Below are 26,107 nucleotides of genomic sequence, written 5' to 3' on the forward strand. Positions count from 1 at the left end.
CGAACCGTTTTGTTTATTATAACACAAAAAACGGCATCTCAAAACGAGATGCCGCTTTTGCGCTGAGTCAGAATTATTCGGTTTTCGCAATTTCAAAGGGAACCCTCTCCGATTCCGCCCGCTCGCGGTACTTTTCGGGGATCTTGTCATCGGTGATGATCAGATCCACCGCGTTAATCGGGCAGATGACGGCGAGGTAGCCGTTTTCGAATTTGCTGCTGTCGGCCAATACGACCACATGGTTGGAGGCCTGCAGAATGGCCTGCTTGATCTGCATCTGCGGGGTCGCGATGGACGTCAGGCCGACGTCGAAGTTGATGCTGTGGACGCCGATAAAGGCCTTGTCGATTTTGAAGCCCCGGATGCTGTCCGCTGCCGTGTCGCCCATCGAGGCGGCAAGGAAGCCGTCGACGTATCCGCCGATCATGTACAATTCAACGTGTTCGGCGCTGGACAGCTCGTTGGCTGCCGGCAGCGAATTGGTCACCGCCACGATGCGCTTTTCCGGATGATTTTTGATGTACACGGCCAAATAGAAGCTTGTGGTCGAATCGTCGAGGAGGACAACGTCCCGGTCCGCGATATGCTGATAGGCTTGTATCGCGATGGCCTTTTTTTCGTCCACATTCTGATCCAGATGCGGGCTGTTGTATTTGGTTTGAAAGCTGCTGATGGTCGATTCGGATTTGAGAACGGCGCCGCCGCGGACCCGTTCCAGCTTGCCTTCGTCTGCCAGCTCCCGGATCTTCGTGCGAATTGTGACCTTGGAGCACCCCAGCTGTTCGCTGAGGTCGTTGACACTGACGCGGCCCGCTTTTTCCAATTGACGCATGATGCTTAATTTCTTGTCGTCCAAATCCACCTCTGCCGCTTGTTAAGCCTTCCTATCTCATTCTGACATTCTTGAGTCCCAATTGTTTGGTGATCATCATGAATGCCGGCACGAACTGGTCCCCAAAACTCGGCTTCGGAATGATGATGGCCTCATCGTTCTTTAGGTAAATGCCGATGGTCTTCGGGGTGACCACAGCCCGTTCCATTTCGTCCCACTGATATTGTTTTTCTTCTTCACCTTGTTTTTTTATCATACCACATTTTTCCGAAAGTGTCACCTGGGTTTCTGTTTGGGCCATCGCCTTCATGGCTTTTTTCGCGCGCAGTTTTAGGGTCAGCGGCGTGTAGCCGAGGAAGACGACGGCGGCCGCGACGTAAATCACGCAAGCGAGGGGGGAGATGCGGTGATTCGCGTACTGAAACAGGCCGGTGAAGCCCACGGCCAGGCCCAGCAGGTTGACTAAGAAGCCGCTGAGCTTGGAATAGGCATGGTACAGAAAGAAATCGAATAGATACTGTTCTTCCATCTTGACGGTAAAGGTCACGTCTTCGATGTGTTCGGGGATGGGAATCTGATCCGCGTTCTTTCCGGTGGGAGATGATTTCATGATTGGATATTCCTTTAGTTGGTGAATTATTTAGCCAAATCCGCGAGGGTTTCGATGCCTTTTTCGTAGGCCCAGCCTTCCGGACTGTAGATGCCCTTCTGGTGTTTCATCATGTAGCGGTCAAAGGCTGCGGTGATGAACGGGCAGATGAACAGGGTGATAATCGACGCGGTGGCGCACTGTGCGGTGGCCATGCCGGTGTATTTCTTCATGGTCGGGTCGGCTTCGGCGACGGCTGCCGGTGTCATCGCGGAATTCAGCGCGGTGGTCCCGATGGCAGCACCCATGGCGTTTCTTTCCTTCTTCGGCAGAAGCAGGTTGATGACAAAGAAGAAGATGACGGCGGTTGCGGCGGAGACGAGACCGAGGACGATCCCGGAAGCGCCGGCGGTCAAAATGGTCTTCAGGTCGGTTTTCGCACCAATGGAAATCGTCATGAAGAAGGTGACGATTGGCTGTGCAGTCTTGCAGGCTGCTCTGAAGTGGCTGTCGAGGTTGCCCCAGACAAAGCCGACTAAGATTGGAATGATGACGGCTACCAAGGACATAAACGGAATGCTCGCCAGGCCGGTGGCGCCGAGGGCGACCAGCGTGAAGAACGGGCCGTCGTTCAAGGACAGGATGGAAATGGCGCCGGTATCGGTGGCGTTCCCAAACTGAGAGGACAATGAGATGTACAGTGAACCGTTGGAGTTGGTGATCGCAGCGATCCATACGAATGGCGCGATGCCGAGGAAGCCGGCTGGGCCAGCGAGCTTGCCGACGATGAGCCCGACGACGACGCCGAGTACAAATTTGACACCGGTCATCGCAACCCCTTTGTACAGCGGCATCCCGACTTGCTTAATGTCGATCATGGACCCGCAGACGATCAGGAAGAAGCCCATCATGCAGGCGTTGCCTTCGTAGAACAACGCGGTGACGTAGCCGCCGATCTGGAAGAACTGCGGCACCAATGTGGACATGACCACGGCGATGACCAATGGGATGATGACGAGGCCCCCTGGCAGCTCGCTCATCTTCTGAAGGATTGGGAAATCCCTTCTTTTCGTTTCTGTTTCCGGCGACTGCTCGCCGTTTGCCGGTGTTTTCACTTCGTTTTCGTTCATTTTCTCCTACTCTCCTAAATAATGATTATATTTTAACAACATGTTTGTTAACCCGGTTGGTTTACCGTTCCCGCGCGGCTTCGAGGCACAGGCGTTCGATAATTTTTTCGGCAATGTGATCGTCCCCGGTCAGGCCGCCCTTGCCGACGATGGGCAGACCCGCGTATTTGCCGGTGATGAAGCTTAAGTCTGTCTGCGGAATGACGTAATCGATCATTTCCAGGCAGCCGACGCCCAGGTGGTAGCAGACGTTGACCATCGTGTCGCCCCCTGTGGCGTAAAGTCCGGCGATCTTGTCCCGCCCGACTTTTTCGATGACGGCGGCGACGATGGCGCCGAGACCGCCGTTGATGCTTTCAGCGCTCATGCCCTTGGCGTAGCCGTGGCGCTTGTCTTCTTCGTCCAAATCGAGGAGATCGCCGTGGAGGGCGGTTTCCATCAGAATGGCCTTGGGCTGCGGCGTTTCGCCGAGCATGGCCACCGCCTGTTTGACGGTGCGGTCGATTTCCGCGTTGGCGGAATCGGCGCCGTGGATCAGGGCCAGCGGATCGACTTCGATGCGGCGGACCTGGTCGTCTTCACACAGCACTTCCATCTGGCGCTTGGTCACTGGCGTGGCGCTGCCGGCCGCGATGAGCACGGTTTTGCCGGTCACCGGCTTGACGTCCGGGATGTTCGGCTGTTCGGTTTCGATTAAGCCGTGGCAGAAGGCCACCTTCGCGGTGAAGGGACCTGGGTCGACGGCGATCATCGTGCGGCCTAAGCTGATGGCCGCTTTGGCGATGAGCTCGACGTCGTCGATGGAAATCGCGTCGACGACGAGGATTTCGGCACCGCCGTCGATGGCCCTGCGCATCGCGCCGGCGATCTGGGCTTCCCCGTCCAGCACGTCTTCGAGCTCGATCAGCGCGACCTTGCGCTTGCTCTGGGACTGGATCAGTTTCGGGATGTAATTTTCCTTAACCGGTGTGCGCACGTCCTGGGCCACCGGTGTGCGGATCAGCGCGACGTTGTCGATGACCGAATAGCCGCCGACCAAAATGCGGCGGGACTGGGGCATCGCCGGGACCATCACCGCGATGGCGTTGTCGCCGATGGTGTCGAGCATCGCGTCGATTTCGGTGCCGACGTTGCCGCGCAGGGTCGTGTCGATGCGCTTAGAAAAATACTGAACGCCGGCGCCCTTGAGCACCGAGGTCGCCTTGCTGACGCGCTGGTACGCGTCTTCCTTGGACAGCGGGCGCGAGTTGCTGCTGATCAAAACCGCGTCCAGATCCTTTAAGCCTTCGTACTGGGCCGCCGCGGTATCGTCGAAGAACACGGCCGTCTTGGCCTTGGATCTCGCGAGCAGCACGCCCGTGGTCGTCGCGCCGGTTAAATCGTCGGCGACTACTCCTATCTTTGCCATATTTCCCCCTTTATTCTCACGGATGAATTACTTGTTCATGTTGTGCTTGCGGATCGCGTATTCGGCGCAGACCTTGGTGGATTCGATCAGGCTGACGTCGTTCGCGATGCCCTTGCCCGCGATGTCGAAGGCGGTGCCGTGGTCGACCGAGCCGCGGATGAACGGCAGGCCCCAGGTGATGGTGACGGATTTTTCAAAGTCTAAGGTCTTGCAGGCGATGTGGCCCTGATCGTGGTATTCAGACAGAATGGCGTCGAATTTGCCGCTCTTGCCGATGTTGAAGATCGAGTCCGCTGGGATTGGGCCGACGGCGTTGATGCCTTCCGCCTGAGCCGCCTTGACCGCCGGTTCGATTTCGTCGATTTCTTCTCTGCCGAAGAGGCCGTTGTCGCCGTTGTGCGGGTTGATGCCGGCGACCGCGATCAGCGGATTGTCGATGCCGACGCCGCGGAGTTCCTTGTCGATGTTGCGGATGTAGTCGAGGACGACGTCCTTGGTCGCGTAGTGCACCGCGTCGATCAGTGACATGTGGCGGCTGACAAAGAAGACGCGCAGCTTGTGGCAGGAGAACATGGTCAGCGCGTAGGGCGAGTTGGTCGCGTGCTGATAGATTTCAGTGTGGCCCGGTTCCTTGACGCCGATGAGCTTGATGGCCTGTTTGTTGATCGGGGTGGTGGACACCGCGTCGACCTTGCCGGCCATGCCCAGTTCGATGGATTTCATGATGAAATCGACGGCCATCTGGCCAGCCAGCTTCTGGACCTTGCCCCATTCGATGGAGTCGGTGTCGTAGTCGCCGGTTTCCATCACGTCGATGACGCCCTTTTCGTATTTCGCTTCCGACGGGTCGGAAATTTGATGGAACGAAACGTCCTTCTTCAAGACGTCCGCGGCTCTCTGAAGGATGGCTTCGCTGCCGATGACAAAGGGCTTGCAGCAGGCGTGAATTTCGTCTGCGAGCATCGTGCCGATGACGGTTTCCGGTCCGATCCCTGCCGGGTCGCCCATCGTGATGGCCATAACTGGTTTGAATTGTGCTTCCATAATAATAAATCCCTTTCGTTTATTTTCGTTATGTTTTCTTTTGTTTGTGTGTAACTTGCTTTGTGTGTCTATAGTAAAGCGTTTCATAACGTTTGTCAAGCTATTTTTATTTATTTTTTACTAATTTCTTTCTTATTCTTTCTTTTTTATTTTCTTTTTGTCGCTTAAAAGAAAAGCAAACGAAAGTTAGTTAAAGCAGCTTACGAAGATGAAACAAAAAAATAAAGCCGATGCTCAGCATCAGCTTTCGTGATAAAAGATTTAGGTCAAAGTGAGATTAAAAAATAAAAAATATAAAAGAATGGATTATTTAAAGTAGTTCTTGATGGTCTTCACGAAGACCTCTGCCGACTCGCTGGGCACATTGTCGATGCGCGCGATCAGCCCGATTTCCATGTCCTGGTTGGGGAATCCCGGCTCGGGCTTAAAGGGGATGCAGCGGTAGTCCTCCCCGTTGTAGGCCTCGTGGATGATGCCGGAGCACAGGGTGTAGCCGTTTAAGCCCACCATCAAATTGAGCATCGAGCCGCGGTCCCGGACGACGACCCGTCTCGGGTAGAGCCTGTCGCTTAAGATCTCTTCGGCCATGTAGGAGGTGTCGTCCCCGTCCTGCTCGAAGCACAGGCACGGGTAGTCCTCCAGATCGGCGAAGCGGATCGCGTCTTTGCCTGCCAGCGGGTGGCCCTTCCACAGGTAGACGTAGGCCTGGCTCTTGACGATCGGCGTGAATTTCAAGTTGTGCTCCACCAGGTGGCGGTCGATGACCCGCTCGTTGTAGGGCGAGCGGTAGAGAATGCCCAGCTCGCTCTTCCCCGTCGCGACGTCCTCGATGACCCGGGCGGTGGTGGTTTCGCGGTAGGCGAAGTCGTAGTTCAGGGTGCCGAACTGGCGCACCATCTCGACGAAGGCCTTGGCCGCAAAGGAGTAGTGCTGGGTCGAGACGCCGAAGCGCTTGCGGTTCAGGCTGTCCGGGTCGGCGTACTTGTCCATCAGCGCCTGGTACTGCTGGTATACCCGGCGGATATCGGCCACGAAGTCGTCCCCCCGCTTGGTCAGGGTGACGCCGCGGTTGTTGCGGATGAAAATCGTGAAGCCCAGCTCCTCCTCCGCCTCCTTGATCGCTTTGGTCAGGGTCGGCTGGGAGATGAAGAGCTGCTCCGCCGCCTTGTTCATCGAGCCGCTCTTGGCCACCTCGAGCAGGTAATGCATTTGCTGAAGCGTCATGAGCTTAGATCAAAATCGCGGGTTCGCGGTAGGCGGCGCTGGTGGACAGGTCGAGGTCGGATTTTTCCAGGATGAAGTCGGCGATGGCGGCGGCGTTCAGTTCCACTTCGTCTTCCCAGCCGGCGTAGAAGCCGTTGATTTCCGCGAATTTTTCGGTTGGAACGCTCTCGGTATCCAAAGCCAAAAGCACGATGATCCCGGCGCGGTTCAGATGGCGCACGACGTTCGGGGCGTCTTCGAAGTTCGGCTTGTAGAGATAGGTGTGGCGGCCGGCGTGATACAGGCGTTTTTCCACGTCCTGAATCAGCCCTTCAGTGATGCCGTCCTTGCGCAGCGGGAAGGCGATGGTCACGGCGTTCTGGCCCTTCTGGAGCTTTCTTAAATCCGGGTTGATGGTCGTTTCTTTCCAGGCTTCCTTGGCGACTTTGCGCACGACCCCGCAGGCGGAGGTGGCGTTGGTGACCCGGTCGATTAAAATCAGTGAGCCCATGGTCTGGTGGGCGTCAAAGGTGTCGACGACCACGTTATCAGCGAAGCGAAGGCTGCACACGGCCATTTCGTTTTTCTTTAAGGTGTCGGTGTCCTGGTGTTCCCCGGTGTTGATGTCGATTTTGTAGTCGATGGCGGCCACTTCTCCCGGGATCATCTTCGTCCCGAGTTTCACAAAGAAGCCGGTGCCCGGGGTCAGGGGCGCGTCGTCCATCCACAGAAGTTCCACGGTGACGCCGGAAGAGATCTTGAGATCGGCGGCTTCATCGGCGAGGACACAGCCCCGGGACACGTCCACTTCCTTGTCGAGACACAGGGTCACCGGCTGGCCGGCCTGGGCGGATTCCACTTCTTTGTCCCCGACTAAAATCGTCTTGATCTTCGCCTTTTCCTTGGACGGCAGGGTTTCGACGGCGTCGCCGACGGCGACTTTCCCGGCTTCGATCTGACCCTGGAAGCCCCGGAAGGCGTGGTTCGGGCGGCAGACCCGCTGCACGGGCATATAGAAGCCCGTTTCCTGATCTCCCCCGCTGACGTCGACGGTTTCTAAGTATTTTAAGATCGGCACCCCTGTGTACCACGGCATGTTGGCGCTTTCCTTGGTGACGTTGTCCCCTTCGGTGGCGGACACGGGGATGATGACCACGTGTTCGAGGCCGAGTTCATCGGACAGGGCTTGAATCTGGCCTTCGATTTCTTTAAAACGCGCTTCGCTGTAGTCCGCGAGGTCCATTTTGTTCACGGCGAAGACGAACCAGCGGATGCCCATGAGGGCGCAGATGCGCGCGTGGCGCTTGGTCTGGATCAGCACGCCTTGGGTCGCGTCGCACAGGATCACGGCGAGGTCGGCGAAAGACGCGCCGACGGCCATGTTCCGGGTGTATTCTTCGTGGCCCGGGGTGTCGGCGACGATGAAGCTTCTCGCATCGGTGGTGAAATAGCGGTAGGCCACGTCGATGGTGATGCCTTGTTCCCGTTCTTCGGTGAGCCCGTCGAGCAACAGCGAATAGTCGATGGCCCCGCCCCGGGAGCCGACTTTGGAATCCAGTTCCAGCGCCCGTTCCTGGTCGGCGTAGAGCAGTTTCGAGTCGTACAGGATGTGGCCGATCAGCGTGGACTTGCCGTCGTCAACGCTGCCGCAGGTGATAAATTTGAGTAAATCGTTCATTTTAGAAATAGCCCTCTTTCTTCCGTCTTTCCATGCTGCCGGTTTCTTCGTGGTCGATGACCCGGCTCGTCCGTTCGGATTCCACCGCGGCGAGTGTTTCGTCGATGATTTTGTCCAAGGTATCGGCGTCGGATTCGATGCCGCCGGTCAGCGGATAACACCCAAGGGTTCTGAAGCGGATCTTCTTCATTTCCGGCTTTTCGCCAGGTTCTAAGCGCATCCGGTCGTCGTCGACCATGATGATGTTGCCGTCCCGGTAGACCACCGGGCGTTCCTTCGCGAAGTACAGATCGACGATTTCGATGTTTTCCCGGCGAATGTATTCCCAGATGTCCTTTTCGGTCCAGTTTGAAATCGGGAAAACCCGGATGGATTCCCCTTTGTGAAGGCGCGTGTTGTAGAGCTTCCACATTTCCGGGCGCTGGTTCTTCGGGTCCCAGGCCTGGGCTTCGTTTCTGAACGAGAAGATCCGTTCTTTGGCCCGGGATTTTTCTTCGTCCCGGCGCCCGCCGCCGAAGGCTGCGGTGAAGCCGTATTTCTTTAAGGCCGCTTTTAAGGCCTGGGTCTTCATGATGTCGGTGTAGGCGCTGCCGTAGTCAAAGGGATTCACGCCTTTTCTCACCCCGTCCATGTTGGTGTAAGTGAGCATCTTGATGCCGTTTTCCTTGGCCATGCGGTCTCTGAATTCGATCATTTCGTGGAATTTCCACGTGGTGTCGATGTGCAGGAACGGGAAGGGCGGCTTTTCGGGATAAAAGGCTTTGAGGGCCAAATGCAGCATCACCGAGCTGTCCTTTCCAATCGAATAAAGCATCACCGGGTTTTCGCATTCCGCGGCGACTTCCCGGATGATGTAAATGGCTTCCGCCTCGAGGGCGTCTAGATGTGATAATTTCGCCATAATGTTCTCCTTCTCTGTTGTTCTAGTAGCGGTTGGCGTCTTGCTTGTTTAGGGTGATGGCGCGTGTGGTGCCGTCGGGCTGATGGACCGTCCAGGTGACGATGGGCCCGTCCTCCCGATAGCTCAAGGTGGCGCCCCGGCCGCCGATGTCGGCGCCGAGGAAGAAATCCACGGCCCCGGCCGGGCAGGCCTTCAGGCAGGCGGTGCAGCCCCAGCAGTCCCGGGGGTGCATCTGGCGGGCGTGTCCCCCGCCGTCCATTTTGATCAGATTGCCCGGGCAGACCTCGACGCACCGGCCGCAGCCGACGCATTTGTTGGTGTTAATTGCAATGCTCATGATTTACCTCAGCTTCCGTTTGATGATTTGGGTCTTGCCGTCTCGGGTGATGGAATTGATGTAGCAGGCGTAGGCGTCGTCTTTGTCCGGGTAGTCGGCGTTCTCGGCGAAGCTGTGCCACCGGGTTTCCTTCCGGGCTTCCAAATGGGCGATGAGCACCGGACAGACGGTGAGCCGGTCGGTGAGCTCGTAGATCCGAAGCAGATCGTCCATCGACTCCGCCGACAAAGTGGCGGAGAGATCGGTGAGCTCGGCGATGCGGCGTTTCGCGGTTTCAAGGCGCGCTTCGTTGTACTGGTAGCCCTGGGAGATGCCCCCGGCGTACTCGTCCATCACCTTCTGCATCGCTTCCTCGAGCTGCTCGGTGTCCACGTGTTCAGGACCCCGCGCGAAATAGGCGCCGTAGTCGGGCCGGGCGGATTCGTCTTCATCCGCAAAATCCAGATGATCTAAATCCTTGAGGATCGATTCCGCGGCGATCTGCCCCTCGGCGAGGGCCCCGGTGACGTATTTCTGGGGGGCGCCCCCGGCGACGTCGCCGCCGGCGTAAAGCCCCGGCAGGGTCGTGCGGCGTCCGGCGTCGATCCAGTAGCCCGAGGCGGTGTGGCCGCCGACGAGGTAGGGCTCGGTGCCCTCGATCTCGACGTCCTCGGCGTCGGGCCCCTGGCCGTTTTCCAGCCAGCGCAGGGTCTGGCTCGGCGCCATGTTCAGGTAGGCCTTGTAGAGATCCTGCTCGGCAGCTGCCCCGATGCCGCGGGTTGCGAGGACGCAGGGGCCGCGGCCGGCGCGGTTTTCCGAGACCGTGCCGTAGAGCCGCTCCGAGGTGGTGTGGCCGTATTTCGCCTCGTATGCCTCGCCGCGCGCGTTGTGCTGGGGCGCGCCGACCCCCTGGGCGATGGTGCCCGTCGGGGCGATGGTATCCTTGCAGCGCAGGGCGATGAAGCGCATCTCGAAGGTGGTCATTTCCGCTCCCGCCCGGATGCCCATCGCGTAGCCGGCCCCGGTGTTAAAGGGCGGGTACCACATTTTGTGCCGGGAGAAGCCCGGGTTGTTGGGGCGGTAGAGCCCGGCGGCGCCGCCGGTGGCGACGAAGACGGCCCGGGCGCAGATCGCGTAGGCCACCGGCGCGCCAACCGAGAAGCCGTAGGCGCCGACGACCCGGCCGTCATGGATCATCAAATCGGTGATGTTCACGTGATTGAGTACTGTGACATTGGGCTGGGCTTCCGCCTGGGCGGCCAGCAGCGGCTTGATGTTTTCCCCGTTGATTTTAATGTTCCGGGGGCCGCGGTTGACGATTTTGCCGTCTGCATCCCTTAAAATGACGAGGCCGGCATCCTCCAGGTCGGCGGTCACGGCGTTGAGGCGCTCGGCCATCGTGGTGAGCAGGTCGCGCCGGGCGATGCCGTCGGCGTCGCGCAGGCAGTAATCGACGTAAAATTCAGGGTCGTGGCCCTCGGTGATGTAGGCGTTGAGGGCGTTGACCCCGGCGGCGAGGCAGCCGCTGCGGGTGATGTTGGCTTTTTCGGCGATCAGCACCGACACGTCGGGATTTGCGCCGAGGGTGGCGGCCGCGAAGCAGCCGGCGGTGCCCCCGCCGACGATCAGCACGTCGGTCGTGAGCGTCTGCCATGAAATCGGGTTGGGTTCAGTCATCGATTTTCCTTTCTATCTAAAAGCATATGCCATTGCAGGTTGTCCTTTTTACAATAAGACCAGGGAGCCGGCGGTGAGGACGCTGGCCAGGGCCGAGAAGGCGATCATCGCGCCGGATTTGGCCCGGCGGCTGTAGAGCAGCACCAGGTTGACGGCGAGGATCGCGGCGGTGATGCCCGCGGCGGCGCCGGTGGAGAGGCCCAAAGTGACGCCGGTGGTCAGATTCTGGCTGATGAGTGATAAGCAGATGTTGAGCAGCAGCCCGGCGACGATGGGTCTAATCCACCGGGACAGGCAGGCGAAGGTGTCCAGCCGTTCCAGGGCGTCGTAAATCAGGCGGACGGTGCCGAAGGTCATGCCGCTGCCGGCCACCGCGACGAGAAAGCCGGCGAGCCAGAGGAGCCCCGCGTCGAGCAGCGAGTGGCGCACGCCCCAGCCGACGTAGTAGCCGGTGCCGGCGAGGACTTTGCAGAGGATCGACCCGGGCAGCAGGTTGGCCACCGGGATCAAATTGCCGTAGAAATGGCCGGCGGAGAGGGTCCCTGTCTGGACGAACATCCCCTCGGCCACCGACAGGTAGGCGTCGCCGCCGCCGAAGGAGATCAGCGACGAGAGCAGCCCCCGGAGCACAAAGAGGGGCGAGCGGCCGGTGACGATGAAGGTCAGGGCCGCGGCGACGGCGATCAGGCTGCCCCAGATGGCCATTTCCATGGCCCATTTGCGGCCGAACTGGCCGGGCTTGGCGATCGCGCCCTTAGCCGATCGGATATCCGAGATCAGGCCCCAGCCGCCGAGAGCGGCCATCGCAGCGATAGCGATGAGGCGCAGGGCCCCTTTGCCGAATAAAAAGGTGGCGGCGACGCCGGCGACGGCCAATCCCTTCTTTAAATCGAATTTGCCTTTTGTGAAGAAGATCACGAAGAAGGCCAGCCCCAGGACGGACAGCGTGTCGAGGGACACGGCCGGGACGCCTTTAATCCCAAAGATTGTGAACAGGTTTTTCCCGCAGGTCAGCGCGAAGACCCCGGCGATGACCGCGGCGGTGCGGCGGTCCCCCCCGCCTTCCCGATAGGTCCGGACGACGTAGGCGATCAGCAATGTGAGGATGAAGGCAGTGATCCCGATGGACAGGCAGTCGGTCAGGGTCAGCACCGCTTTGTTGACGCCGGAGAGGACGGCCAGGATCACTAAAGTCAGCAGGCAGCCGGGCAGGGCCATTAAAAGCGCCGAGAGGAGCATCCCCCCGGGGCCGGCGACGGATTTACCCAGGCCCGCCGCGATTTCCACCGGCAGGGCGCCCGGGGTGATCGCCGCGGCGACCACATCCCGGTCGTAGTCTTCTTTGGAGACGAAGGGGTGTTCCCGGGTGACGGCGTCCTCGATCACCGGGATGAGGGCCGTGCCCCCGCCGAAGCCGATGGCGCCGATCTTGAGCATACACATGAAAAACGCCCCTTTCCCCGCTTGGCGGGCGGTGTGAGCCGATGGTGACTGGGTGCGATTTTTCATGGTGAACTCCTTTGAATACATAGTGTGTCTGTATGTTTAGTATGATTATGTCCCCATTTTAACGCCGAAGGACAATGCTGTCAATTCCTATTTATAAAATAGGTTATATGGATTTGATAGAATCGGTTATGCCGAAAGATTATAGCCGTGCTACAATAAAGCCAATCTCAACACGCATTTTAGGAGGCTGCCATGCACACCGCACAACTCATTGTCATTGTTCTCACCGCCGCTGGGCTCGCCTGGGACGCCTGGCTGTCCCGGCGCAGCGAGCGTCAGTTCCACAGGCCGCTGCCGCCGGCGGTGGCGGACGTCTACGACCGGGACCGCTACGCCGACTTCCGCGCCTACCACGCCGAGCACGAGCGCTTGTCCCGGGCGTCGGCGCTGGCGGGGGTGGCCATCACCCTGGCCGCGCTGGTCGCGCCCTATTTTAAATGGATGGATCAGGCCCTCGGCGCCCGCCCCTACGCCCTGGCCTTTTGGTCTTACGCGCTCATTTGGGTGGTGAAAACCACCGCGGAGACGATTTTTTCTTATTACGACGTCTTTGTGATCGAGGCGCGCTACGGTCAGAACCGGCGCACCCGGCGGGCCTTCGCCAAGGACACGGCCCTGGACGCCGCGGAATCCCTGGCGGTCGGAGGGGGCGGGCTGATGTTTACCACCTGGCTGCTCTCGCGCCTTTCCGCCTGGACCGGCGGCGGCCTAAGCGCTGGCCGGGCGGTGCTCGCCGCCGGGATCGTCGCGGCCATCCTCTTCGCCGGGATGCTCGCCGCGGCGGGGCTGGAGCTCTTCGTCCTCACCCGGCAGTACAGGCTCACGCCCCTGCCCGAGGGACCCCTTCGGGATCAGATCATGGCCCTCCAGGCCGGGGTCAAGCGGCCGATCACCCGCATTTTGGTGTACAACGAGTCGGCCAAATCGACCCGGAAGAACGCCTTCATGTTCCGGTTTTTCGGCTTCAAGGCCTTCGGCATCGCCGACAATTTCCTGTCGGGCAATTCGGAGCGGGAGCTCCTGGCGGTGCTCAGCCACGAGATCGGCCATTTGAAGCACAAGCGCACGCTGGCCAATTTCGTGCCCGCGATACTGGCGGCGGCGGGCGTGCTGCTGCTGGCGCTCTGCTGCGCGAGGCCTGGCCTGCCCCGCGCCTTCGACTTCTGGGCCCGGCGCTGCTACGGCCTCGCCCACACCAATTTGATGTTGGATTTCGCGCTGATTAAGCTCGTCGCGAGCCCTGCGGCCGCGGCCCTTTCGGTCTGGCACAATTTCCGGAGCCGCCGCGAGGAAAAAGAGGCGGACATGGAGGCGGTGGGCAACGGCTACGGCGCCGAGCTCATCGCGACCTTCAAGCGGCTTTCCCGGGATCAGCTGGTGGACGTCAACCCCGACCCGACGGTGGAGGCCCTGACCTACGACCACCCGGGCATGGCCGCCCGGATCGCCTATATTGAGAAAGCGATGGCGGATCAGGCGGATCATTTAGGTCAAAAAATCAACCCGAAATCAATGCCTTCTAATAAAAATAAAAACCCGCGGGCGAACCGCAGGTTATTCAAATCAGTCCAATCATTTTAATTCTTTTAATGCTTATTCCCCGTCGTCCTCCCGATTTTCGGCGCGGTGGGCCAGGAGTTTCTCCTGGGCGGCGCCGTAGAAATTCGGGTAGGTGGTCTTCCGGTAGAAATTGTTGGCGACGCTGTTGGCGAGCATCAGCCTGAGCACCTCGGCGAAATCCGCCTCGAGGTGGGCGATGTCCGCGGGACTGAGCTGTTCCCAGTCGCCCCGGAGCCGGTACTCGTCCATCAGGTGGAAGATCCCCCAGAGCATCTCGGAGAAGCGCTCGGCCTCGTTCAAATTGTGGGTCGAGCCGAGGATGAGCAGGTCCAGGCGGTTTGCCATCAGGATGTCCCGGATGCCGTCGTAGGCGGATTTTGTCAGGTTGACCCGCAGGTCGACGCCCTCGATCTGCTCCTGGCGGGCTTCGATTTCCCGCTGAAGCTTACGGCGCTGGCGGATCGTGTCGACGGGCCCGTCGATGGCCGTGAGCTGGCCCATATTTGTCCCGCATTTGGCGCAGTACGTGATTGCCTTGAGCATCGGGGCGCCGACGCTGGTGAAGAACTGGCTCCTAAGCATCCGGGTCGAGGCCAGGGCCTCCTGGCGGTCGTGCTCGTCGAGGATGGCCCCGACGGCGACGGTGGCGATGGCGATGGACGCCGGCAGGAAGGCGAAGTCCTGAAAGATGTAGAAGGCGGTGCGTGGGTCGCGGAAGATCAGAATCTGGGCCGCGTAGATCGCCGCCGACAGGGCGAACAGGGCGATGGCGATGTGCATCAGGATTTTGTTGTGTTTCATAGCGTTCCTTTCTATCATAATGTGTTAATTCTGTATCAATTCGTTCATCTATCTTAAATTTGTCTCATTATAACGGAATTCACGCCGCAAATCAATCGGATTTCACCCCTTATCTTCCCCGCTTTCGATTGCCTTCTGATTATTTCCCGGGGAATTAAGGGCGGCGAAGTCCTCCGTCTCGTCGGCCTGGGCGGCGGCGAAGCGCGCGAAAAACTGCGCCTGGTAGTCGGTGAAGAACCGGCTGGCCATGTCGCAGCCGGCCAGGCTCCTGAGGGTCTGGGGGCTTTTCACGTAGTCGCGCACCGGCGGCGAGAGCTTCTTAAACTCGGCCTCGGCGTTGGCCAGGGAATCCTTCAAGGCGCGGGCGATCTCAGCCCAGCCGTCGGCGGCGGAGAGCTTGGGCTGGGCAGCGCGGATCACCGCCTTGATCTGCCCCACCGTAGGCGCGAAGGCGTGATCGCCATCGATGTAGGCGCCCACGGCCTCGAGGACGGTCTTGAAATCGGTCTCCTTGAAGCGCCACGCCCACAGCGCCGCGATGTCCTTGGCGTCACCGTTCTTGTCAAAATTCGGGTAAGCCGCTTTAATCATTTGCATAATCCGCGCTGTATCGTTTAGATTCATATTTCACCTCTCGCTAATTTTTCGTAATACGTCATACTGGATGCTTCCTTGGCCTTCGATTTGTAGTTGTCGAAGCGGCCTTCGGCAATTTTCTGAAAATTTTTATTCACGATCACCCAGTCGAAATCCGCGTGCCAGTTGTCGACTTTACCGCAGAGATAATCCGAACGGGCGACTTTGCCGAACACATCGAGGACGCCCTGAGCGCCCTCTTCGCGAATGCGCGCCCGCAGATTTTTCTTGCGAGCCGCGCTCCATTTCGAGCACTCACGAACCTTCGGCAGGCCGTTGGGCTCAGCCACATGGTGATTCCAGTCATCCGCGTACATTTTGAGATCCTCCCTCGGCGCGTCAGCGCGGCAGGCCCCGGCGTCAGCCGGGGAGAGAGTCTCCTCTTCTCTACTCTTTTCTACTCTACTCTTCTCTACTCTACTCTGTGTATTTTTTTCCGCATTAATTGGACTTAATGTTGCAGAAATGTCTCCATGAGATTGACGTTTCAGATAGGCGGATAATATCTCGTGACTGGGCTTGATTTCCCGCATTTCATCCTCGGATAAAAGCCAGATGTCCCAGTCGATGCACGCGCATTTTCGTCTGGAAACCGCGTTGTAATACGTCCGCTGGATGCGGCGGCTGGTCAGCACCGCCGCGCTGCCGAACTCCGCCCGGGGCCGCCTGAGCTTGCGGTCGGTGAGCAGGGTCACGTCGAAGGGAAACCAATCCAGCCCCATTTTCCGGGGCCTCCCGCGTTTATTTGCCAAAAAATGCCTCCTTATCATGTACTTTTCCTATTATGACTTGATAACCATTCAAGCCGTCAGCCAAAAAAAATCGCGCCCCCCTTTCAGCAAGTTGGACTTGCAGAATATTCAATGTCTCAGACAAATGCAGTTTAACATCGTTCATTATACGAGAATACAATTCATGTGTCAAGACTTTTCTTGAAGTTTTTTCGAAAAAATTTCAAAATTTGGCTTGAAAGGCGATCTGAAATAGTGTAAAATAAGTGCAACTCAAAAAATAAGAACCTAGAAAGTGAGTGGTGACCATGTCCACCTTATCCAAAAACATACGGTTTCTGCGCCACGAATGCGGCCTGACTCAGGACGATATCGCCGATATGCTCGGCTACCGTTCCTTCACGACGGTGCAAAAATGGGAATCCGGCGACTCGGAGCCCAACGTGCGCACCCTCGAGGGCCTGGCCGACATCTTCGGCGTCACGCTGGACGACCTGATCAGCCACGATTTCGCCGATCCGGAAAACAACGAACCCGACGACGACGTGTACTACATCGACCCGGGCACCCGGAAGATCGCCCAGCAGGTCTACGAGGACGACAACCTGCGGATGCTCTTCGACGCGAGCCGCGGCGCGGCCCCCGAAGACATTCAGATGGCTGCCGAGATGATCCGCCGGCTGACCGAACGCAACAAAAAGAAATAATATCAAGTAGAATTTTAATCAAGTCAAATACGGGCCAAAGGATGTCCCACGATCCGCCCCTGCCCTTGAATATAGATCAATTTTTTCACGAAAGGACATGAGATGCATGACGATTTGGGAAGAAGATATTCCTGTGCACGTGGTGGCCCTGCCGCCGCGGATTCACAGCTTGATTTCAAAGAACGACGAGGGCGACGTGGCGATTTTCATCAACGAGGCCCTGTCCCTCGAGATGAAGCGGGCGTGCCTGGAGCACGAGCTTAACCACTTCAGGCGCGGGGATTTGGACTACGGGGCCGCGGGCTCCGCGGACCGAATCGAACGGGAACGGCACGAGGCGGCGGTATGACGCCGCCTTTTTTCTTTGCGCGAAAATCCTCTTATTTTGCAGAAACAAAGAATAAGTTATTAAAGACTAAATCTAAAATTTGTCGTATTAGATTGACGTCTACCACCTATAAGTTATATTATTAAAAAAGATAATAAGGCATCATTCCGTATTAAGCTAAAGACTTCAAACCGCAATTTTAGAATCATCTATTCCTATAAAGATACCGAGGATTCGAGAACACCCACATTATAGGCTATTTTTTCAATTTGCGAAAAATATACGAATGAATCCCGCCTATTTCTTCCGCCAATCCCTGTACTTCCCAGATTTTACTCTCAAATCCGTGTAGGGTTCGTTCTTGTCGATCACCCAGTTTCGGCCGATCTTGCGGGCGGTTTTGAAGCCGCCCGCCTGCGCTTTCTGCCGAATCGTCCTGGGAGATTTGCCGTGAAGTTTCGCGTATTCTGTGAGGCTGATAAGTTCTTCGGCCATGTTATTCTCCCTTTCTGTTTCTTGCCCACAAAATCAGGGCTTTAATACCGTGATCAATACCGAGGGCGATAAGTACCGCCGCAATCATTAACAAAAATTCTTTCATTGCTTTTTCATGAGTAAGGTTATATAATGGTCTTAACAAGAGGGGCAAGGCCCCTCTGAATTAAAACTTTCTGCTCAGCCATGCGACTAGCAGACCAATGATTAAGTCAATTCCGGCTTGAATTGTGACTTCAAGCCATTTCGGAATTGGCTTTTTCTTTTTCTTACTCATGTGATTCCTCCTTTCTTTTGATTTAGAAGTCTTATCTCAACTTCTGTATATATTACAGCATGATATCAAGGATATATCAATAGTTTATTAAGCTTGTTCAACAAATATATACGTATTAAATCTTTGGTTTTAGGAGGCTTAAGAAAGCGGCGATCTGAATCCAGAACCAACACCGATCAAAGCTATTCAAACAGATGATGACGCTTCGCATCCCGCTCGCTGGTGCATCGAAAAACAGTTGTGGAGCCGATCGTAAAACCCACTTTAAGCTTTACCGGCCGCTCTGTTTTTATGCCAGGCTTTACACTCATCAGATTTCCTTTCCGTCAATGTCTTCTCCGATTCTCTGCTTGACAATATCAGTCACCAAGACATTGTCTGAATCCATCTTGATCTTGGCTTGGATGAAGACCGACCCTTCTGAAAGGGCGCGGGTTTCCGCCTGGCTGAGCTTTACGGCGAGGGTACTTGTGTTTCTTTCTGCGTGTCTTTCAGCTCATTGACTTTGCGATCGTATTTATCTTTTGCGATAAATTCACCGTCATTCAAATCAAACAGCTTCGCATGCTGTTTTTCGAGTGCCTTTTCAAACTGATCCTGCGTCAATGCCTGGCCGTCAAATGCTTTAGTTAAGATGTCCTTTAATGCCATAAATCTTCCTTTCCCGAATCGATTTTTTAAACGTGGTTCACTCCACAACTTATCGGAGCGCATGTTAACCGGCTTGCGCCAAGCCGAAAATGTGACACGGTTTAACGTCATGCGACAGGACGAAGCCTTTTAACCGCCATGCTCGGGGCAATAAAAAACCACGACTTTTTGGTTAATTTCGTCGTGGTTAAATTCGTAACTGTGACGATTTAATTAAAATCGTCAGGGTTAAGATGGTTATGTTTACTTCTCTATCATTTTTCTTACTGAGTTCCTTATCGCCGTGGATCACAATCAAAATAGTCTGCCAAGTCTCCTAACCCGGCTTCTTTTAGGTACCCATATTCCCGCTCCTTCTTTAGTCGTGTATAATCTGTGATGGTGTCAAATACCTTATTCTCACGTTTTCTCTCGCAAGACTTTTGATATACATTTTGCCTCTTGATCTTTTTTACTGTACGCGGCTTTACGATCTTTCCTTCATCAAATACATTTTTTAATCGAGTATTGGCTTGTTTCTGCTCTAAAGCATATCCTCTCATGCCATCGGTTAATCCTTTGAACGAAAAACAACTCATAGCAGCACAAATTCGGCCTGGGCTCAATTTCATCATGTTGTCTCCTTATTTGTAAACAATAAAAAAACGCCTTTCAGCGTTGTGAAATTTCAATCTTTTAATGCGACAATTGCGGCAATAGCCAGCGCAACGAGCGATTTAATCGCGTCGGCCGCTAGAATTGCGCCGACAATTGTAAAGAATAGTTTCATGATTCTCCTGTTATCCTGCCTTGTTATAGCATAATGCCTTCTATCGCTGCGCGGAGTTCCAGTGCGTTCAGATATTTCAACATAGCGCGGTACTGACAGTCTAACAGACTGCGTGGACATCTTGGCATAAATGGCAGTGTCCCAGCGTCCAAATCATCAAGCATGTTCTCAAGCTTCTCTACTCGGATTTTCAACTGATTGTATTCTGCTGCCATGCGTCTCTTATAATCTGTGCTGGTCATGTCCGCAATTGTTTCTTTTAATTCTTTCATGGATCCTTCCTTTCAACCTCTTACTAACCCCTTGCCAAGCCCTTAGTAAGCCCTTAGTAAGCCCTTTCAAGCACTAAAAAAGCACCGCCTAAGCGATGCTGAAAACCATCTCCATGCTATAATAAAATATCATCCTCCACAGATGAAATATTTAGAAAGGAGACCGCTTTATGAATATGATTTCTGTTACCTCAAGCAATATTGTGGCCGTTGGTTATGATTCGCAGAGAAGAACATTGCGCGTTCAATTCCATAACGGCACGTACGATTATGATAATGTCCCTGAATCTGTCTACTACGCGTTATTAAATGCACCATCCAAGGGTAAACATTTTAGCCGATTTATCAAAGGCCATTATATTACTCATCGTCTATAATGTCGTATAATATCATTTCTGTCATCCACATACGGTCTGATTCAATCACGACCGCCATATGTGGATGATAATTTTTCCTAAGTTCCGCCGCGATTTGCCGGGACAATTCTAAAATCTTTCTGCTTTCCGGCGGGAAAAAGCTTTCGCCCCGCATGTTATCATTTGTATTTTTCAATGACTTCTCGCACCTTCTCAATATATTTTTTAGACAAATCGTTAAATGGACCACCACCGCCATTCAGATGCTTGCCGTCACTTTCTGCTTTTTTATCAAGCTCAATCGCCTCGGATTATACTTTTATTCGTCTATAATCAACATAACCTTTTCTCCTCAAATTCAACTAAATATCTTTATGACTTGGCCTTTATCGTGTATCTTAAAAATAATCAACACAAATGTCAAAATCGAATTCATCGTCTCCGCTTAAATCATAATACTTCTTTCGCAGATCTTCTGGCCATTTATTAATTTCTGACAGCTTATATCCATTCCTAAACATAAAACGCGCAAGTTCTAATCCGGAATCAATCTGCAATGCTTTTTCATATACTTCTTTTTTCATAGAATTACGCCAACTTCTCAATATAATCAAATAATGCTTTGTCCTTTTCCCAGTACTTTGTAATATAATGTTTGATCATAAAAACGTACATCCCGTTCAAAAATCACATCAAATCCCGCCACAGATCAAAATCATCAACTGCTATATTAAAGTCAGCACGTGCTGATGCTTCAGCATGTAATTGTTCCAACTTTTCTCTTGCTTCCTTGGGCCATTTGCTTATCCCTTCTTCGGTACACTCATAACCTTCTTTGTGCATGATTTTGTATATGTCAAAAGCTGTATCAGCTTCTAACACCTTTTCAATCATTTCCTTTTTCAAAACAACCTCTCAATAAAATCAAATAATTTTTTATCCTTATTCTTTAGCTTGTTTGGTTCAATACAATAACAACGATATCCTTCTGAAAAGTACTCAATTAAAGAATTTGTATTTAAATAACCATCCTTAGACATTTCGCCTTTTCCGTAAGCGTCAAACTCGCTGATATAGCCCTGATAATCCGAAACAAATTTATCATTTCTCAAATATGAATTAACAAGCCCTTCGCGTTTTTCCCTTACAATATTCTTCGAGAAAACACTTATTTTTTCAAGGCCCTGATTTCTAACATTCTGATATTCAGGGTCGTAATAAAGTTCGAGCATTGTTTCAAGTGCATGGCCCATTTCATGAATCAATTCGCCTTCTCCTGCGGTTGATTTGATTTGAATAACCCTTGTGGCTCTATTATAGCACGAATGCTGATCAACGCCGTCGACAACTTGAATCTCCTTGACATAATTCTGAAGCGCATCGGCATGTAATTTTGGAATTTTGCTCAATTCGCTTTTAAAATACTGCGTGAAATCGCCTTGGAATTTCTTCGATCCTCTGACTTGATTTAAATAAGCTGGCATATTCACACTTATAGTGTTCTTTGTATTGTTCTTCCCTACCCTCGTCCTTCCCCATTTCGCCCACTGCCCTGTGGCCTTGGAGAAGACTTTATAATTTTTCATCTGCTTCTGCAGCAGCGCTTTATCTTTTGTCAGATCGAGCCCGGCTTCTTCTTTCATCATGATCCGCTTGCGGGTCTTGCGGATCGCACGCTCATAGGCCCGCTGGCGCTGGGTGACTTCGTAATAAGAGTAGGTTTTGCCGTTATATGTAACCGGTGGCGGATCAAGACTCGCTAATTCTTCTTTAGAGTATGCCGGCTCCGAAATGCCTGGAAAGAACGGATAATAGGTGTGCCGGCAATTAGCACCGAGCAAACCGGTGACGGTGCCGAGGCCGGTGGCCTCATAGAGGTTCCTATGCTTCTTGTCCCGTCCGTGAATCTTGTAAACTTTCCCCTGCCATTCAGCGTGGGACGGTCTTGCGCCTTCGTGGGCGGACACTTCAACGTACTCCGCGCCAAGGGCTTCAATGCTCTTGTCATTCATGTCCTGGGCCATTTGATTGGCGCCGGTCATGACAGCCCGGCGCACCGCCGCTTCGATGGATGTATTCACGCCGGAATCGTATTGAATAGCCTTAAGTCCTTCACACGCATCGATCGCCTCGCTGATGGCCTGCTCGTACGCCTTCGCCCCGGATTGTACCTGTCTTCTGGCAATGGCTACGGCGTCCGCGTATGCCTTGTATACGGGCTTATATTCCACCTTCCCATAACGCACATGGGATTGATACCCCACGTTTTGATATGCAGCTTCAATCCCTTTTTGGGCGGTTTTATATGAAGGGGCGATAACCGTCCTGAGCTCTTGTTTAGTAATGCGGCTGAAGTTTGAAGGGATCGTCTCACCTGTGACGGTGCCCACAAGCTCATCCTGTGCCAGGACTTTCTTGTACTGTCCGCCAACTTTAGTGATGGTGCCCGCCTTTTCTGCTGCCTGATAGATTTTCTTGTCCCGTTTTTTGGACAACAAAAAAAGCGCACACAAGGTGGATAATGTGTTGCGCTCGGTTTGTCTTTTTCTCCGGTCGGCTTCGGCTTTGACTTCGTTGGCAGCCTGCATGATCTGCTCATCTGTAATGGTGTCGGCCTGTGAGAGGACTTTTGCATATTTCTTCAGACAGTAATCCTCAAAGCTCTCATCGTAGATGCTTTCGGTCAGGCGGTCTAAATCTTTTGGGTATAACATCAGGCTTCAGAACCGTTCGTTTTGTTTTCGTCGGGCGGCTTGCCTTCAGGCTCCGCCGCCGCACCTTGTAAGAGGGTCTCAATCGGGTTTTCTTTTTTCGGCATCATGTCGAGGGCTTCTTTTTCGCTGACGCCATATTTTTTCATGAGATACAGCTCCGGTTTCAAAATCCCCGCGGCGACATCGGCCTGCATGGCGGCCAATTCGGTTTGCTTGTCGATGACAATGGAATCATCCCAGTTAAATGTGATCTCTGGTTTGGGATTGTATCGTTGAATACCGCCGATCTGCGCCCAACAGTTGATGGCCTCAATCAGCCCTTCAAGTGCGCGCTGTAAAGCCATCTGTGTGTCTTTGACCAGAGAGAACGAACGCTGTCTGCTGGAGTTGATTTCGGTCGCCGTCCGTTCAATGTCGTTTGGATCTGAAAGTGTTCCGTAAGCCAGGCAGCAGGAAAATTCAATGCGTCTTAATATTTCGTTGAGTCCGTTGTATAAAGAGGCGTCGCGGATCGGCGGATCGTATACGTGATAGGTATCGCCGATACCAGTTCCAAAGTCCAGCGTTCTAAACAGCCGCTCTTTTCCAGTAGGATAAATGGGACGTCCTTTTGGATCCTGCATGATCGCTGAACGGTCGACGTCGATGGCGGCTTCTTTTGCGGTGTATTCCCAATCAATTCTGGAATATTGCTGGTCTGCATCTTCAATAAGCGGCAGCGCGTCGGCGTAAATCGACACGCCGAGTGGGGTTACGCTGTCGATGATGTTGTCTCCCGGCATCCGGAAGTACGAAAATAACGGAGCATAAATATTGGTATACGTGCTTTTGGGCTGCAAATCTTCCCAGCCTTCAACGTCGGTTAACGGGCACGGCGTCCCTAAAATGTGATCTGCTGCGGTTTGATACTTTTTGTATGCCCGGTTTTCAATGGTGTACGTTTTGGCTTGTTTGTCAAATTCGTGATGTTCAAGCCGTGTAAAGGTATATTCGCCGATGGTTTTATACTCTGGCAGCACAAGCCCTGTGATCTCACCGGTCGATCTGTAACGCGTCGGCACAAAATAGCCTTCCGGCACATAATCGATGGCGATTTCACCGTCGACCAGATAAGGCTTGAAAATCATTCCGCCTAAGGCAATGCCGCGCTGAATGCGATTTCTCAGCTGCGCGGTGACCTTTTGATATTGTTCGTTCAGCCATGGATCATTCGAGACTTCTGAAGAGAATTCAACAGTGACAAGCCGCGCGATTTCTTTTGAGATGCTGACGGGTAAGTTCAGGGATTTAGCGTTGCTTTCCAGCTGCCAAGGTGCTTCGCCGCGATAAGCGGCGGCCCATAATGCAATGGCGTTTTCCATTTCTGTGGTCATGGCCGCGTCGATATGAAACGCGTCTTTAATATCCTGCCGACCGATCATATTTCCAAATACCCCCTGTATCAATGATTTTAACCTGTCAAACATGGTCTATTGTCCTCGCCTGCTCCAATATTGTTCGAGCGCATAGCGGACGGCGTCGATGTGGTGATTGTCCTTATCGGGATAACCTGAGATGACGTCGCCATTCCGATCGCGCTCGTATTCGTACTTAATAAATTCTTCTTTGGTGTGTGGGCATCTTACCGGATCGATGACAATTTTATTGAGGGATTGCAGCCATTTCATCCCGTACGTGATGGACCCCGGCCCTTTTACCGCTGGGCGCATGTTCCACCCCCACGATCTGAAGTCGGCTATGGTCTCCATCTCTTTATCGGCTGTGATCCGCTCGTACTTGTTGACGCCGATCTTTTCGAGGTTAGCTGCTACATCGGTTGAGCGCATCTTATTCACATGCAGCTCTTTAAAGATATAGAGTTCTCGCTTTGCGCTTGAGAAATACATTTCGTCAAAAGCGGTTGGATCGGGATACCATCCCCAGTCAATGCCCTTGAAAATGCGGTCGAATCCTTTGATCTCGTCGTCAGTAATCGCCTTGATTTCCACATTTTCAAACACATTGCCCCCGGTCCCGGTCGGGATGCCTAAATACTCGTGCTTGTATGCCCGCTCGTTTTGTTTTTTAAGGTATTCCGCGTCATCGATGAATTTTTGCCCGAGCCATTGCGCCGGTGTGGTGAGATAGGTGGAATGATTGAGCATGCAGTCCGGTTTTGGTGTTTGCACGTATTGATTGGCCCAATTGCTCATCGTAATGGGCGGGTTAAAGCTTTTAAAGGAGTAAAAGGTATTGCCGCCCCTCAAAACGGACTGCTCGACGTTTCTCACTTCTTCCGGCCCGGCGTATTGATCCAGTTCTTCAAAGTGCAGGATGCCGACGTACCCGAATGGCACTTTAAGCGATTTTAGTTTCTGCGGATCGTCCAACCCCAAAAACATAATTTTCTGGCCGGTTTTCAGCCGCGTAAGCTCCGGCGGGGCTTTAGTGACTTTAAATTCTGATGTGAGGCCGAGCTCATCAATGGCCCACAAGTATTGATTAAATACTGAGGTCCTGATGGTGCTGCCGACTTTTCTTAAGATGACGGCGTGCAGGTTTTCATACTTTTTGATCAGCAGGACCACTTCGATCGAAATGAAAGATGATTTGGTGGATCCTCTGCCGCCATAGAGTACATACTCCTGATGGCCGTGTTTCTTGATGTCGCGGTGCATGTCGTAAAAAGCGGGGCTGATCATTTCGCTCAGTCTCAGCTTAGATATCGTCAACGATCTGCACCTCCTCATTATCATCTACTTGTACCAGGTCTTTATCCCGCCACCCGGCCTGACTTTTGAGATAGAAGATGATGGCGGTCATGTTGGGTTCAATCCATCGCTTGGTCACCACTTTATGTTTGGATGTAAGCTTGCCCTCGCCGTCTGCCCAGATTTCTTCGCGCTCTTCGTCGACGTAATGCCCTTTGAAGGTGTCGATCAGCGTGAAAACCGCTTCGGCTTCGTAAAAGTCTTTGCCCTTTTTTAAGGCATTCAGAATCTTCACATTCTTCTTTTTCCAACTGTATAAAGTCGTGTTACTGATCCCAATAATCTCTTTTGCAATTTGGGCATCCGTCATGCCCTTACGTTTGCACTCTTTTAAAAGTGTTAAATGGGCTTCGTCTGTCCATTCTTTCATGATTGATTTGGCCATATTTCACCCATTTTTGAATACAAAAAAGCACCCGTTCCCGAGTGCTTGAATTTCTCCTGTGCTACAATGATTTCATCACTATCCCCATAGTGAAACCAAATGGAAAGGAGAAGGTTATGAACCATACCGAACAACTGATCTGCGATTATCTCAAATCGCACGGCAATGAAGCGTTAGATGTGAACTGTATGTCCGCCATTGGTGCTAATCCACAGTCTTTTGACAAAGCGCTCGATTCACTAGAACGAAACAATGTGATTGCCGTTGAAGACTCTGAATATATCCATCGTCTCATAACACTTCTATAACGCTTTCGCCGCCTTAACGGGCGGCTTTTAGTACCATAAAAGTGTAGCAAGACAGAGAAGAAATTCTTTCATCCTGCTGC

Annotated in this window: 30 protein-coding genes; 5 read left to right on the forward strand and 25 right to left on the reverse strand. The window is 53.7% G+C overall.

What is annotated here, in order from left to right; genetic code table 11:
• Window positions 1-73: 73 nt before the first annotated feature.
• The 11 genes from QZX60_RS07795 to QZX60_RS07845 form a co-directional block, all read right to left on the reverse strand.
• Complete coding sequence (locus QZX60_RS07795; protein WP_295363326.1) at window positions 74-856, reverse strand: DeoR/GlpR family DNA-binding transcription regulator; 783 nt, start codon at window positions 854-856, stop codon at window positions 74-76.
• A 28-nt stretch (window positions 857-884) separates the two neighbouring features.
• Window positions 885-1,442 carry a YcxB family protein gene (locus QZX60_RS07800; RefSeq protein WP_295363329.1) on the reverse strand — a complete coding sequence of 186 codons (558 nt, stop codon included), beginning with the start codon at window positions 1,440-1,442 and terminating at the stop codon, window positions 885-887.
• Window positions 1,443-1,468: 26 nt separating this feature from the next.
• Window positions 1,469-2,551, reverse strand: a complete 1,083-nt coding sequence (locus QZX60_RS07805) for a 2-keto-3-deoxygluconate permease (protein WP_363174791.1) — start codon at window positions 2,549-2,551, stop codon at window positions 1,469-1,471.
• A 61-nt stretch (window positions 2,552-2,612) separates the two neighbouring features.
• Window positions 2,613-3,959 carry a four-carbon acid sugar kinase family protein gene (locus tag QZX60_RS07810; protein ID WP_295363332.1) on the reverse strand — a complete coding sequence of 449 codons (1,347 nt, stop codon included), beginning with the start codon at window positions 3,957-3,959 and terminating at the stop codon, window positions 2,613-2,615.
• Between the two features lie 27 nt (window positions 3,960-3,986).
• Window positions 3,987-5,003 carry a 4-hydroxythreonine-4-phosphate dehydrogenase PdxA gene (gene pdxA / locus QZX60_RS07815; RefSeq protein WP_295363335.1) on the reverse strand — a complete coding sequence of 339 codons (1,017 nt, stop codon included), beginning with the start codon at window positions 5,001-5,003 and terminating at the stop codon, window positions 3,987-3,989.
• A 306-nt stretch (window positions 5,004-5,309) separates the two neighbouring features.
• Window positions 5,310-6,227, reverse strand: a complete 918-nt coding sequence (locus QZX60_RS07820; RefSeq protein WP_295363337.1) for a LysR family transcriptional regulator — start codon at window positions 6,225-6,227, stop codon at window positions 5,310-5,312.
• A 4-nt stretch (window positions 6,228-6,231) separates the two neighbouring features.
• On the reverse strand, window positions 6,232-7,884 hold the full coding sequence (locus tag QZX60_RS07825) for a sulfate adenylyltransferase subunit 1 (RefSeq protein WP_295363340.1): 1,653 nt from the start codon (window positions 7,882-7,884) through the stop codon (window positions 6,232-6,234).
• A 1-nt stretch (window position 7,885) separates the two neighbouring features.
• Complete coding sequence (cysD, locus tag QZX60_RS07830; protein WP_295363343.1) at window positions 7,886-8,785, reverse strand: sulfate adenylyltransferase subunit CysD; 900 nt, start codon at window positions 8,783-8,785, stop codon at window positions 7,886-7,888.
• 22 nt (window positions 8,786-8,807) lie between these two features.
• Window positions 8,808-9,122, reverse strand: a complete 315-nt coding sequence (locus QZX60_RS07835) for a ferredoxin family protein (RefSeq protein WP_295363346.1) — start codon at window positions 9,120-9,122, stop codon at window positions 8,808-8,810.
• A gap of 3 nt (window positions 9,123-9,125) precedes the next feature.
• Window positions 9,126-10,778: an adenylyl-sulfate reductase subunit alpha gene (locus tag QZX60_RS07840; protein WP_295363348.1), complete on the reverse strand. Its 1,653-nt coding sequence runs from the start codon at window positions 10,776-10,778 to the stop codon at window positions 9,126-9,128.
• Window positions 10,779-10,826: 48 nt separating this feature from the next.
• Window positions 10,827-12,287 (reverse strand): chromate transporter, encoded by a 1,461-nt coding sequence (locus QZX60_RS07845; protein ID WP_295363352.1) that lies wholly within the window; start codon window positions 12,285-12,287, stop codon window positions 10,827-10,829.
• Between the two features lie 192 nt (window positions 12,288-12,479).
• Between QZX60_RS07845 and QZX60_RS07850 the strand changes: the two genes are divergently transcribed.
• Window positions 12,480-13,868: a M48 family metalloprotease gene (locus QZX60_RS07850; RefSeq protein ID WP_295363355.1), complete on the forward strand. Its 1,389-nt coding sequence runs from the start codon at window positions 12,480-12,482 to the stop codon at window positions 13,866-13,868.
• 12 nt (window positions 13,869-13,880) lie between these two features.
• Here the strand turns inward: QZX60_RS07850 and QZX60_RS07855 are convergent, their stop codons facing one another.
• The 3 genes from QZX60_RS07855 to QZX60_RS07865 all read right to left on the reverse strand — a co-directional run bounded on the left by QZX60_RS07855 (window position 13,881) and on the right by QZX60_RS07865 (window position 16,036).
• Window positions 13,881-14,666 carry a hypothetical protein gene (locus QZX60_RS07855; protein ID WP_295363358.1) on the reverse strand — a complete coding sequence of 262 codons (786 nt, stop codon included), beginning with the start codon at window positions 14,664-14,666 and terminating at the stop codon, window positions 13,881-13,883.
• Window positions 14,667-14,750: 84 nt separating this feature from the next.
• Entirely contained in the window at window positions 14,751-15,245 is a 495-nt protein-coding gene (locus QZX60_RS07860; protein WP_295363361.1) for a replicative helicase loader/inhibitor, read from the reverse strand.
• Between the two features lie 23 nt (window positions 15,246-15,268).
• Complete coding sequence (locus QZX60_RS07865; protein ID WP_295363363.1) at window positions 15,269-16,036, reverse strand: hypothetical protein; 768 nt, start codon at window positions 16,034-16,036, stop codon at window positions 15,269-15,271.
• A 287-nt stretch (window positions 16,037-16,323) separates the two neighbouring features.
• Between QZX60_RS07865 and QZX60_RS07870 the strand changes: the two genes are divergently transcribed.
• Entirely contained in the window at window positions 16,324-16,722 is a 399-nt protein-coding gene (locus QZX60_RS07870; protein WP_295363366.1) for a helix-turn-helix domain-containing protein, read from the forward strand.
• A gap of 106 nt (window positions 16,723-16,828) precedes the next feature.
• Window positions 16,829-17,071, forward strand: a complete 243-nt coding sequence (locus QZX60_RS07875) for a hypothetical protein (protein WP_295363368.1) — start codon at window positions 16,829-16,831, stop codon at window positions 17,069-17,071.
• Between the two features lie 276 nt (window positions 17,072-17,347).
• Here QZX60_RS07875 and QZX60_RS07880 read toward each other — a convergent pair whose 3' ends face one another.
• The 4 genes from QZX60_RS07880 to QZX60_RS07895 form a co-directional block, all read right to left on the reverse strand.
• Complete coding sequence (locus QZX60_RS07880; RefSeq protein WP_295363371.1) at window positions 17,348-17,545, reverse strand: hypothetical protein; 198 nt, start codon at window positions 17,543-17,545, stop codon at window positions 17,348-17,350.
• 730 nt (window positions 17,546-18,275) lie between these two features.
• Window positions 18,276-18,473, reverse strand: coding sequence for a hypothetical protein (locus QZX60_RS07885; RefSeq protein ID WP_295363374.1), 198 nt, complete (start codon window positions 18,471-18,473; stop codon window positions 18,276-18,278).
• Window positions 18,474-18,748: 275 nt separating this feature from the next.
• Window positions 18,749-19,087 carry a hypothetical protein gene (locus QZX60_RS07890; RefSeq protein ID WP_295363376.1) on the reverse strand — a complete coding sequence of 113 codons (339 nt, stop codon included), beginning with the start codon at window positions 19,085-19,087 and terminating at the stop codon, window positions 18,749-18,751.
• A 178-nt stretch (window positions 19,088-19,265) separates the two neighbouring features.
• Window positions 19,266-19,514: a crAss001_48 related protein gene (locus QZX60_RS07895; protein ID WP_295363379.1), complete on the reverse strand. Its 249-nt coding sequence runs from the start codon at window positions 19,512-19,514 to the stop codon at window positions 19,266-19,268.
• Window positions 19,515-19,690: 176 nt separating this feature from the next.
• Between QZX60_RS07895 and QZX60_RS07900 the strand changes: the two genes are divergently transcribed.
• The gene (locus tag QZX60_RS07900) at window positions 19,691-19,891 is read left to right on the forward strand and encodes a KTSC domain-containing protein (protein ID WP_295363413.1); all 201 of its coding nucleotides are present in this window, start codon (window positions 19,691-19,693) and stop codon (window positions 19,889-19,891) included.
• Here the strand turns inward: QZX60_RS07900 and QZX60_RS07905 are convergent.
• From QZX60_RS07905 to QZX60_RS07935, 7 genes are all read right to left on the reverse strand, one after another.
• Entirely contained in the window at window positions 19,875-20,066 is a 192-nt protein-coding gene (locus QZX60_RS07905) for a hypothetical protein (RefSeq protein ID WP_295363382.1), read from the reverse strand. The genes QZX60_RS07900 and QZX60_RS07905 overlap by 17 nt on opposite strands.
• Window positions 20,067-20,268: 202 nt before the next feature.
• Window positions 20,269-20,454 carry a hypothetical protein gene (locus QZX60_RS07910; protein ID WP_295363386.1) on the reverse strand — a complete coding sequence of 62 codons (186 nt, stop codon included), beginning with the start codon at window positions 20,452-20,454 and terminating at the stop codon, window positions 20,269-20,271.
• Between the two features lie 103 nt (window positions 20,455-20,557).
• On the reverse strand, window positions 20,558-20,776 hold the full coding sequence (locus tag QZX60_RS07915; RefSeq protein WP_295363388.1) for a hypothetical protein: 219 nt from the start codon (window positions 20,774-20,776) through the stop codon (window positions 20,558-20,560).
• The gene (locus QZX60_RS07920) at window positions 20,773-22,584 is read right to left on the reverse strand and encodes a phage minor capsid protein (RefSeq protein ID WP_295363391.1); all 1,812 of its coding nucleotides are present in this window, start codon (window positions 22,582-22,584) and stop codon (window positions 20,773-20,775) included. The genes QZX60_RS07915 and QZX60_RS07920 overlap by 4 nt, the downstream gene beginning before the upstream one ends.
• Window positions 22,584-24,005, reverse strand: coding sequence for a phage portal protein (locus QZX60_RS07925; protein ID WP_295363394.1), 1,422 nt, complete (start codon window positions 24,003-24,005; stop codon window positions 22,584-22,586). The genes QZX60_RS07920 and QZX60_RS07925 overlap by 1 nt, the downstream gene beginning before the upstream one ends.
• A gap of 48 nt (window positions 24,006-24,053) precedes the next feature.
• Window positions 24,054-25,295, reverse strand: coding sequence for a PBSX family phage terminase large subunit (locus tag QZX60_RS07930; protein WP_295363397.1), 1,242 nt, complete (start codon window positions 25,293-25,295; stop codon window positions 24,054-24,056).
• Entirely contained in the window at window positions 25,282-25,719 is a 438-nt protein-coding gene (locus QZX60_RS07935; protein ID WP_295363400.1) for a helix-turn-helix domain-containing protein, read from the reverse strand. The genes QZX60_RS07930 and QZX60_RS07935 overlap by 14 nt, the downstream gene beginning before the upstream one ends.
• Window positions 25,720-25,835: 116 nt before the next feature.
• Between QZX60_RS07935 and QZX60_RS07940 the strand changes: the two genes are divergently transcribed.
• Entirely contained in the window at window positions 25,836-26,027 is a 192-nt protein-coding gene (locus tag QZX60_RS07940) for a hypothetical protein (RefSeq protein WP_295363403.1), read from the forward strand.
• The last annotated feature ends 80 nt before the right edge of the window (window positions 26,028-26,107 follow it).

Source organism: uncultured Pseudoramibacter sp. (assembly GCF_903789625.1).
In the GTDB taxonomy this organism is placed as follows: domain Bacteria; phylum Bacillota; class Clostridia; order Eubacteriales; family Eubacteriaceae; genus Pseudoramibacter; species Pseudoramibacter fermentans.